The following is a 9,798-nucleotide window of genomic DNA, read 5'->3' as shown; positions in this document are numbered from 1 at the left end:
GGCCCGGCGGGAGGAGGAGACCAGCGGCGAGGCCGCGGCCCGCCAGGAGAGCGTGGCCCGTGCCGCCCTGGAGACCGCCCAGCGCTGGGGCCTGGACCACCCGCCGCTGAAGGCCCCGCCCCGCCCGGCGGCCAGGGTCGCGCTCACCCCGGTCCAGGGCGTCAAGCTGAAGGACGGCCGCCCGCCCGTGGTGTTCCGGGTGCCGACCGAGGACAAGGTGGTCTTCCTGACCATCGACGACGGCTTCGAGAAGGACCCGGAGTTCTCCCGGATGGCCGAGGAACTGGGCATCCCGTTCAGCGCCTTCCTCTCCGACTACCTCGTCCGCGACAACTACGGCTACTTCCGGGACCTGCACAAGCAGGGCGTGGAGATCAACAACCACACCATCAACCACCGCAACCTCAAGGTCCTCGACTACGAGACCCAGCGCCAGGAGATCTGCAACCAGCAGGACCAGCTGGAACAGCAGATCGGGGTCCGCCCCCGGCTCTTCCGGCCCCCGTACGGCGAGTACAACGACGACACCCTGCGGGCGGCCGCCTCCTGCGGCGTCCAGGCGGTGCCGCTGTGGAACGAGGAGGCCTTCCCGGACCACATGGAGTGGCGCTACGACGACCGGAAGCTGCACCCGGGCGACATCATCCTCACCCACTTCCGGGGCCTCTCCGACTGGAAGGCCACCATGCCGGACCTGCTGCGCAAGGTGCTCAACGACGTCACCGCGGCCGGCTTCTCGCTGGGCCGCCTGGACGACTACCTGTAGCCGGCACCCGTCCGGCGGAGCCTCAGCCGAGCGAGAGGGCGTCCAGGTACACCCAGGCGCCCTCGTGCCGCACGAACCGGCTGTGCTCGCTGAGCACGCCCTGCTCGCCGCCCTCGGTCCAGTGCGCCCGGAAGGCGACCGTGCCCTCGGCGTGGAAGGCGCCGCCCTCGCTGGTGGAGACCACCTCCAGCCGGGTCCAGCGCAGCGCCGGGTCGAAGTCCACCTCGGCGGGCCGGGTGTCCGGGTGCCAGGTGCGCAGCAGGTAGGCCTCGTCCTGGGCGGCGAAGGCGCTGAACCGGGAGCGCATCAGCGACTCGGCCGTGGTGGCCTTCGCCTGGCCGCGGTGCATCCGGCCGCAGCAGTCGCCGTAGCTGCCGGGCAGGCCGCACGGGCACGGGGAGGACGGCAGCAGCCGGGGAGCGGCGGGGCGGGGCGCGGAACGACGTCGGGACATGCCGTCCATTGTCCCCCACGCTCGGGAGGCCCACGAAGGGCCCGCCCCTCCCGGCGACGGAGGGGCGGGCCCGGTCGCGTTACGCGGGGCGCCGGAAGGAGTAGTTGAACTCGGCGCTGCCGAAGTGGCCCATCATCCGGAGCCAGAACGGCATCATCATCTCGGTCGCCCGGGCGCCGGTGATGTCCCCGAGGTCGACGATCCACTCGGCCGGCCAGCCGAACTCGCCCAGCAGCGCGACCGTCTCGGCCTTGGCGTCGGCGTCGTTCCCGGCGATGAACAGGTGGTGCTCACCGGCCAGCTTCCCCGGTGCGACCATCAGCTCGCAGTTCAGCGTGTTGAGCGCCTTCACCACCCGGGCCTCGGGGAACTCGCGCTGGATCTGCTCGCCGACGCTGTCGGTGTTCACCGGGGCCAGGGTGACGCCCTCGGGGCCGAACACCAGCGGGTTGGAGACGTCGATCAGCAGCTTCCCGGCGAGGTGCTCCGCCCCGGCCGCGCGCAGCGCCGCCAGCGAGACCGTCCCGCCGGTGGCGTTCAGCACCACCTCGCCGAAGGCCGCCGCCTCGGCGAAGGTCCCGGCGCTCCCGTCGGGGCCGGCCTGCTCGGCCCAGGCCAGCCCCCGCTCGTTGTCCTTGGTGCGGGAGCCCAGGGTCACCTGGTGGCCGAGCGAGACCAGCTTGTCGGCCAGGGTCCGCCCGACCGTGCCGGTGCCGATGATTCCGATGCGCATGGTTCCCCGTTCGTCCTGTGGGTGCCCACCCCTGGTGGAGCGGGCCGCGACGACCATAGTTGACGCACTGTCATCACGCTCGGACCTTCCGGTTCAGGGGGTGTTCCCCGCGCTCACGGGGCGATCGGCCCCACCGCCGGGGCCGCCGTCCACGCTCCGGCCGCACCGAGCGGCCGCGGCAGGGGTGGAGCGCTCGGTCCACCCGGGTGCGGGTGCTCAGCCGCGCGGCTCGCCGAACCAGTCGCGCAGCGCCCGGTCCAGCCCGTGCGGGTCGGTGTCCCCGGCGGCGCAGGCCCAGGCGACGTACCCGTCCGGGCGCAGCAGCAGGGCGCCGGCCGGGGCCTCGGCGGCGTGGGCGGTCACCACGTCGAGGCGGTCCTTCCAGGGCGTCGCCCGGTCGGCGAGCCCGAGTGCGCCGCCGGTCAGGTCGAGCAGCAACGGCCTTCCACTGCGGGTGAGTTCGGCCAGTCGGGTGTTGCCGAGGGTGAGCTCCGGGGCGAAGCCGCCAGCGAGCGGGTGCGGGCAGCCGGTGTCGTAGCGGACGTCGCTGCCGGCCATCAGGGCGGCGATCCGGGCGAGGTTGTCGTCATGGGCCAGGAGTTCGCCGACCAGGGCGCGCAGCGCGGTGACGGCGGGGCCGGGGGACATCAGGGCGATCTGCGCCTGGGAGTGCATGAAGACCCGCTCGCCGACCGGGCGGCGTTCGCGCTGGTAGCTGTCCAGCAGGCCGGGCGGGGCCCAGCCCTGGAGCTCGGCGGCGAGCTTCCAGCCGAGGTTGGCGGCGTCCTGCAGGCCGAGGTTGAGGCCGGGGCCGCCGGTCGCGGCGTGCACGTGCGCGGCGTCGCCGACCAGCAGCACCCGGCCGTCGCGGTAGCGCTCGGCGAGCCGGGTGTTGTGGCCGACGGTGCGTCGCGGGGTGTACGGGCCGGGGGTGCGGGCCGGGGAGAGCGCCAGGTCGGCGCCGGTGACCCGGCGGATGCTGGCGCGCAGTTCGTCCAGGGTGAGCGGGGTGCGCTCGTCCACCGGCGGGCCGCCCCACTCCAGGGTGACGACCATGACGTCGTCCGGGGAGAAGGGGGAGATGACGAACACGCCGTGGTCGGTGCGGGTGTGGGTGTACGGGCGGAACAGGGTCGGGCAGCCGGGCAGCAGGAACTCGCCGCCGTCGGTGACGCGGATCCCCTCGGGCGGCAGCACGTGCGCGATCCGGGAGACCGGGTCGGGTGAGGTGACGCCGGGGAAGCCGATCCCGGCGAGCTTGCGGACGGTGCTGCGGCCGCCGTCCGCGCCGACCAGGTAGCGGGCGCGCAACTGCCCTGGCCCGTCCGGGCCGTGGAGGTCGACGGTGACCCCGGCCGGATCCTGGGTGAAGCCGGTGACGTCGTGGTCGCGGCGCACGGTGACGCCCAGTTCGCGGGCGCGGCCCTCCAGCACCTCCTCGATCCGGTGCTGCGGTACGGGCACGGCGTGCAGCGGGTTCGCGTCGAGCCGGTGCAGTTCCAGCGGGAAGGCCCCGAACACGAAGCGGGGCACCGGCTGCGGCATGCCCGGGGTGCCGCTGAGCGGCTGGTGGAGGCCGCGGTGGTCGAGCAGCCGGAGTACCTGGCCGACCAGTCCGTTGGCCTTCTGTTCGCCGGAGCGCCCGGGCAGCCGGTCCAGCACCACCGGCCGGACTCCGGCCAGCGCCAGTTCGCAGGCCAGGAACAGCCCGACCGGGCCGGCGCCCACGACGACGACATCGTCGGTCATCTCGATTCCCCCTCTGAGACGGTTGGTTCGTTACGACGACGGATCGGGCAGTCCGGCCGCCAGCTGCCGCAGCGCCTCGGCGAACACCGCCTTGAAGGGCAGTGCGGGATCGGCGCTCAGGTACTGCTCGTTGGAGACCTGCAGAGCGGAGAGCGTGGCCGCGGCGACCAGCTTCGGGTAGAGGTCCCGGTCGGCGTCGGTGCCGGTCCGGGCGGCCACCGCCGCGGTGAGTTCGGCCCGGGTCCGCGCCCCGCCGCGGATCAGCTCGGCCTGGAGCGAGGGTTCGCGCAGCAGCAGCCGTACGGCGGCGACCCAGCGCGCGTCGGGCGCCTCGTCCGGGCCCTCGAAGGGCTCGACCAGGGACTGGGTCAGCGCCTCCCACAGCGGTTCCTCCGCCGGGCGGGCCCGCAGGGCCTCGGCGGCCCGCAGGATCCGGTCGCGGTGCCGGAAGACGATCGCCTCGGCCTTGCTGGAGAAGTAGTTGTTGTAGGTGCGCGGGGACACCCCGGCCTCGGCCGCGATGTCCTCGACCCGGACGTTCTCCAGGCCCCGCTCCACCGCCAGGCGCAGTGCCGCCCAGCTCAGTGCCTCCCGCGTCGCGGCCTTCTTCCGGTCCCGCAGGCCGGGCTGCCCGTTCGTCATGGCTCCACCCTCCCGAAAAAGTGCGCGGCGCGCAATAGTGCGTGGCGCGCAAGTTTTTCCGGGCATCCGGGGCCGTGGCGAGCCGCCTGCCACCTGCGGTTCGTCGCTGGTAGTAGTTGCGTGGTCGCGGAGCGATGCCCCGCGGGAGTCCGTGCCCGCAGGAATTCCGGCGGGACGACCCGACAGGAACTGAGGAGCGGTCATGGGTGGCAGACAGCGTCCGCCGCGGGCACGGACCCCGCGCCAGGGCGGGCCGGCCGGCGTCGGCCGGGTGAACTCCCGGGTGGAGATCGCCCGCATCGAGGGCTTCCTGGCCTGGGAGGCGGAGGTCGCGGCGGCCGAACGGGACGCCCGGGCCTTCGCCGCGCAGTTCCCCTGGCTGCCGGACGCGGAGCGGGAGGGCCTCGAACAGGCCTACGCCGCCGACCGCCTGCGCTACGCCGAGGAGGTCGTCGACCGCGCCGTCGACCGCTGCCGCCGCCTGGCCGCCCGCTACCGCGCCGAATGCCGCCGGATCTGCACCCGCTGGGCGGCGATCTGCCTCGCCGTCACCATGGCGGCGGCGCTGTTCGCCGTCGTCCCGGCCGTCCTGCGGGGCTGACCGCGCACCCGGACGACGAGGGCCCGCTGCGCCGGAGACGGCGCAGCGGGCCCTCGTCGTCCCGGGAGCGTGCTCAGTGGTGGCCGTGGCCGCTGGTGATCTCCTCGTGCTCCTCGACGGTGGGCTTGGCGATCTGGCTGCCCTCGCCGTAGAAGCCGCGGGACAGCTTGGCCCGGGTGCGGGTCCACAGCCCCGCCTTGCGGACCACGCCGTTCTCGTCCACCTCGGGTGCCAGCTCGACCGGCTCGGGCTGCTCGTGCGAGGTGAGGGTGTACAGCCGGCCCTGCGGCAGCGGCGCGTGCACCTCGACGAACTCGCCGTGCTGCAGCCGGTTGATGACGCCGGTCTCCCGGCCGTGCAGCACCTTCTCCTTGTCGCGGCGCTGCAGGCCCAGGCACCAGCGCTTGGCGATCACGAAGACGACCACCGGTACGGCGAAGAACCCGGCCCGCACCGCGTAGGTGATCGCGTTGATCGACAGGTGGAAGTGGGTCGCCAGCAGATCGTTGCCGCCGCCGGCCAGCAGGATCAGGTAGAGGCCCATCCAGGCCGCGCCGAAGGCGGTGCGGACCGGGTGGTTGCGCGGACGGTCGGCGATGTGGTGCTCGCCGCGGTCCCCGGTGACCCAGGCCTCCAGGAACGGCCAGCACCAGATGGCCATCAGCACGCTCGGGAAGACCAGCAGCGGGATGAACACCCCGAGGTTCAGGGTGTGGCCGCCCCAGACGCTGATCTCCCAGCCGGGCATCACGCGGACCAGGCCCTCGGAGAAGCCCATGTACCAGTCCGGCTGGGCGTCCGTGGACACCTGGTCGGGCCGGTACGGGCCGTACGCCCAGATCGGGTTGACGGTGGCGATCGCCGACATCACGGAGACGATCCCGAAGACCAGGAAGAAGAAGCCGCCCGCCTTGCCCATGTAGACCGGCATCAGCGGCATGCCGACCACGTTGTCGTTGGTGCGGCCCGGCCCGGCGAACTGGGTGTGCTTGTGGTAGAAGACCAGGATCAGGTGCGCCGCGAGCAGGCCCACCATGATGCCCGGGATCAGCAGGATGTGGACGGTGAACAGCCGCGGCACGATGGCGGTGCCGGGGAACTCGCCGCCGAAGATGAAGAACTGCAGGTAGGTGCCGACGATCGGGACGGACAGGATCGCGCCCTGCATGAAGCGGATGCCCGTACCCGAGAGCAGGTCGTCCGGCAGCGAGTAGCCCATGAAGCCGTCGAACATGCCGAGGAACAGCAGCAGCGCGCCGAAGACCCAGTTGATCTCGCGGGGCTTGCGGAACGCGCCGGTGAAGAACACCCGCAGCATGTGCGTCAGCATCGAGGCCACGAAGACGATCGCGGCCCAGTGGTGGATCTGGCGCATCAGCAGGCCGCCGCGGACCTCGAAGCTGATGTCGAGGGTCGAGGCGTAGGCCTCGGACATCCGGATGCCCTTGAGCGGGACGTAGGAGCCGTCGTAGATGACCTCGCCCATGCTCGGCTTGAAGAAGAGGGTCAGCCAGACGCCGGTCAGGATGATGATGACGAAGGTGTAGAGCGCGATCTCGCCCAGCATGAAGGACCAGTGGTCCGGGAAGATCTTGCGCAGGTTGGCCTTGGCGAGGGAGTAGATGCCGAGCCGGCCGTCGGTCCAGTCGGCGAGGGCTTCGGCCTTGTTGGCCGGTTTGGCGCGGGTGCTGGTCACCGGTCCCGGCTGCGACTGCTGGTCGGTTCTCACGACGGGCTCCCCGGCGTTCTCGGCGTGCCGGCGTGGAGGCCCGTCGGCGAGGACGCCGGCCGGCGAAGTGTTGTGATCATGGGACCTCTCGATACGGGCCCGCCGGGCGGACCGGCGCGCGGACCTGGGGGTTCGCTGGACCCGTTGCTCAGGGTGATGGAGCGCTTACTCTGTCATGCTGTCGGCAGGGGGCCGACTGTGCACGTCCATCGGGCCGTCCGGCCGCTCGTGTCGGGCCGGACGGGGGGCCCTGACGCCTGATCGGCTGGCCGCCGGCCGGGGGTGGGTGGGGGCGATGCTGCGCCCGGGTGCAGCTGAAGCGTTTCGGCGCGCGCCGCGTCCGGGCGCCGCGCGGGCCCGGGCCTACGCTGCGCCAATGGTGGATCACCGTGAACTCTTCGAGGACGTCACCGAGGCCCTGGCCCGCGCCGGGTTCGACACCGCGCCGGGCGCCTCACCGCTGTGGATCGACCGTCACCCCGAGGGGGTGGCGGTCGGCTGGTCCCCGGGCGCGGAGGCGGACGGGCCGCCGTCCGGGCCGGCGCGGGCCGCGGTGAGCGGGGCGGCCGCGCTCGTCCTGCGGGAACGGGGCTTCCTGGTCACCGAGACGGAGGAGGGGGAGCTGCTGGTGTGCTGCGCCGAACCGGTGACAGCCCCTCCGGAGCCGGAGCCCGGGGCGGCGCCCGAGCAGTGGTGGGGGTGACGCAGATCTCCCCGCAGGGGCGGTGGCGTGCGGAGTTGGACTGCGCATGGGTGTTCCCATACCGAACCCTTACCTGAACCGGGGGTGCAGTTGACTGCGGTCGCTCTAAGGTTTGCCTAAGCTAAGCGAAGCGCCCTGGACCCTCGGTCCGGGGCGTTCGCCGTGCCGTTCCGCCGCCCCCGTCGGCGGAGCGCTCGAGGACAGGTAACAACCCGGGGCGGCCCGGGGGAGGAGCCCGCTGCATGTGGGATGAGGCGTTTCCCAGCTTTCTGATCGGGCTGCGCGAGGGGCTGGAAGCCGGCCTGATCGTGTCGATCCTGGTCGCCACACTGGTGCGGGCCGGCCAGAAGGGCCGGCTGCCCCAGGTATGGACGGGCGTCGCGGCGGCCGTCGCGCTCAGCCTCAGCTTCGGCGCGGTGCTCACCTTCACCGCCGCCAACCTCTCCGGCCACGCCCAGGAGGCGTTCGGCGGGGTGCTGAGCCTGATCGCGGTCGGCTTCGTCACCGCGATGGTGTTCTGGATGCGCCGCTCCGCGCGCACCCTCTCCGCCGACATCAAGGAGAAGGTCCAGGCCTCCCTGACGATGGGCGCGGGCGCGCTGGTGCTCACCAGCTTCCTCGCCGTCGCCCGGGAGGGCCTGGAGACCTCGCTCTTCCTGTGGACCAACGCGCGCACCGCCGGCGAGTCCACCGGGCCGCTGATCGGCGCGGCCGTCGGCCTGCTGCTCTCCGTCGGCCTGTGCTGGGGGCTCTACCGCCGGGCCCTGAAGATGAACCTCACCAAGTTCTTCGCCATCACCGGCGCCGGCCTGATCGTCGTCGCCGCGGGCGTGCTCGGCTACGGCCTGCGGGACCTCCAGGAGTCCGGGCTGGTCGGCGGCGGCGGCACGTACGCCTTCGACCTGAGCGGGCACCTGGACGCCTCGTCCTGGTACGCCACGCTCGTCCAGGGCACCCTCAACCTGACCGTCACCATGACGGTGCTCCAGGTCGTCGGCTACATCGCCTACCTGAGCATCGTGATGACCCTGTTCATCGAGGGCGTGCGGGGCGGGAAGGCGGCTCCGGCGGCCAAGCCCGCGGAGGGGAAGCCGGCCGCGGCTCCGGACGCGGCCTCGGCCGCGGAGAAGTCCGAGGAGAAGGCCGAGCCGGTGCGCGGTGGGCGCCCGCGCTGGGTGCTGCCGACCGCGGCGATCGCCGTTCCGGTCGTGCTGGCCGGAGCCGTGATCGCCGTCAGCGACGGCAAGCAGGACAGCTCGGCCACCGTCGCGGTCTCCGAGAAGGAGTGCGGCAAGGGCTTCGGCAGCCCCCAGCCGGGCCAGCAGGTGTTCCAGATGCACAACACCGGTGACAAGGTGTCCGAGGTCTACCTGGTCAACCCGGGCAGCGGCGCGGTCTACGGCGAGATCGAGGGCCTGGCCCCCGGCACCACCCGCGCGCTGACCGCCACCATCGGCTCCGGCGACTACGCCTGGCGCTGCGTGCCCACCGGCGGCACCACCGTCACCTCCGCCACCGTGCACGTCACCGGCGGCGCCGAGGTCAAGGCCGTCAAGCCGGTCGCCGAGGACGACCTCAAGGCCCCGCTGGACAGCTACAAGGACTACGTCAACAAGGGCCTCGCGACCCTGATGACGCAGACCCAGAAGATCCAGACCGACATCCACTCCGGTGACCTCGCGACCGCGAAGACCGACTGGCTCACCGCCCACCTGCAGTACGCCTCGCTGGGCGCCGCCTACGGCACCTTCGCCGACCTCGACAAGAAGATCGACGGCCGCGCCGACGGCTACGCCGACAAGGCCCAGGACCCGGGCTTCACCGGCTTCCTGCGGCTGGAGTACGGCCTCTGGCACGGCCAGTCCGCCGCCGAGCTGACGCCCGTCGCCGACGAACTCGCCCAGAACGTCGCCAAGCTGGTGCACGACTTCCCCACCCAGGACTTCGACCCGGGCGACCTCCCGCTGCGCGCCCACGAGATCCTCGAGAACACCCTCCAGTTCGAGCTGACCGGCGACACCGACATGGGCAGCGGCACCAACCTGGCCACCACCCAGGCCAACCTGGCCGGCACCCAGGAACTGCTGACCCTGCTCCAGCCGCTGCTCGACGAGCGCGACCCGCAGGTGCTGGTCCGGGTCAACGCCGGGATGAAGCGGGTCGGGGACCTCGTCGCCGCCGCGCACACCGCCGACGGCTGGACCCCGCTCGACAAGCTGCCCGCGGACACCCGCCGTCAGCTCAACGGCGCCACCGGCCAGCTGCTCGAAGACCTCTCGCCCGTCCCCGCCCTGCTCGAGATCCGGAAGGCCGCCTGATGACCGACCACACCGCAGCCGCCGGCTCCTGCCCGTTCCCGCACGCCGCCGCCGCAGCCGCTGCCGAGCCGGTCGTCGACCAGGGCGGCTGCCCGGCCGGCCC

Annotated in this window: 9 protein-coding genes; 4 read left to right on the top strand and 5 right to left on the bottom strand. The window is 72.7% G+C overall.

The window, feature by feature from the left end:
• On the top strand, positions 1-766 hold a 766-nt coding region (locus tag BG452_RS15875; protein ID WP_188304938.1), incomplete at its 5' end, for a polysaccharide deacetylase family protein.
• Between the two features lie 22 nt (positions 767-788).
• Here the strand turns inward: BG452_RS15875 and BG452_RS15870 are convergent.
• From BG452_RS15870 to BG452_RS15855, 4 genes are all read right to left on the bottom strand, one after another.
• A complete protein-coding gene (locus tag BG452_RS15870) occupies positions 789-1,220 on the bottom strand; it encodes a YchJ family protein (protein WP_188304937.1) in 432 nt (143 codons plus the stop codon).
• 79 nt (positions 1,221-1,299) lie between these two features.
• Positions 1,300-1,953, bottom strand: a complete 654-nt coding sequence (locus BG452_RS15865; protein ID WP_188304936.1) for an NADPH-dependent F420 reductase — start codon at positions 1,951-1,953, stop codon at positions 1,300-1,302.
• Between the two features lie 216 nt (positions 1,954-2,169).
• On the bottom strand, positions 2,170-3,702 hold the full coding sequence (locus tag BG452_RS15860; protein ID WP_188304935.1) for an FAD-dependent monooxygenase: 1,533 nt from the start codon (positions 3,700-3,702) through the stop codon (positions 2,170-2,172).
• Between the two features lie 30 nt (positions 3,703-3,732).
• Positions 3,733-4,344, bottom strand: a complete 612-nt coding sequence (locus tag BG452_RS15855; protein ID WP_188304934.1) for a TetR family transcriptional regulator — start codon at positions 4,342-4,344, stop codon at positions 3,733-3,735.
• 202 nt (positions 4,345-4,546) lie between these two features.
• Between BG452_RS15855 and BG452_RS15850 the strand changes: the two genes are divergently transcribed.
• Positions 4,547-4,945: a cytochrome C oxidase subunit I gene (locus BG452_RS15850; protein WP_188304933.1), complete on the top strand. Its 399-nt coding sequence runs from the start codon at positions 4,547-4,549 to the stop codon at positions 4,943-4,945.
• Between the two features lie 73 nt (positions 4,946-5,018).
• On the opposite strand, the gene BG452_RS15845 is transcribed toward BG452_RS15850, so the two are convergent.
• The gene (locus tag BG452_RS15845) at positions 5,019-6,641 is read right to left on the bottom strand and encodes a cytochrome b (RefSeq protein ID WP_188304939.1); all 1,623 of its coding nucleotides are present in this window, start codon (positions 6,639-6,641) and stop codon (positions 5,019-5,021) included.
• Positions 6,642-7,050: 409 nt separating this feature from the next.
• On the opposite strand from BG452_RS15845, the gene BG452_RS15840 reads away from it, so the two are divergent.
• Complete coding sequence (locus BG452_RS15840) at positions 7,051-7,377, top strand: hypothetical protein (protein ID WP_188304932.1); 327 nt, start codon at positions 7,051-7,053, stop codon at positions 7,375-7,377.
• A 242-nt stretch (positions 7,378-7,619) separates the two neighbouring features.
• Complete coding sequence (gene efeU, locus BG452_RS15835) at positions 7,620-9,695, top strand: iron uptake transporter permease EfeU (RefSeq protein ID WP_188304931.1); 2,076 nt, start codon at positions 7,620-7,622, stop codon at positions 9,693-9,695.
• Positions 9,696-9,798 lie beyond the last annotated feature (103 nt).

Source organism: Streptomyces sp. CBMA123, assembly GCF_014596465.1.
Taxonomy (GTDB): Bacteria; Actinomycetota; Actinomycetes; order Streptomycetales; family Streptomycetaceae; genus Kitasatospora.
Note: the sequence above shows the minus strand (reverse complement) of the source record. Positions and strands in the feature narration are given on the sequence as shown.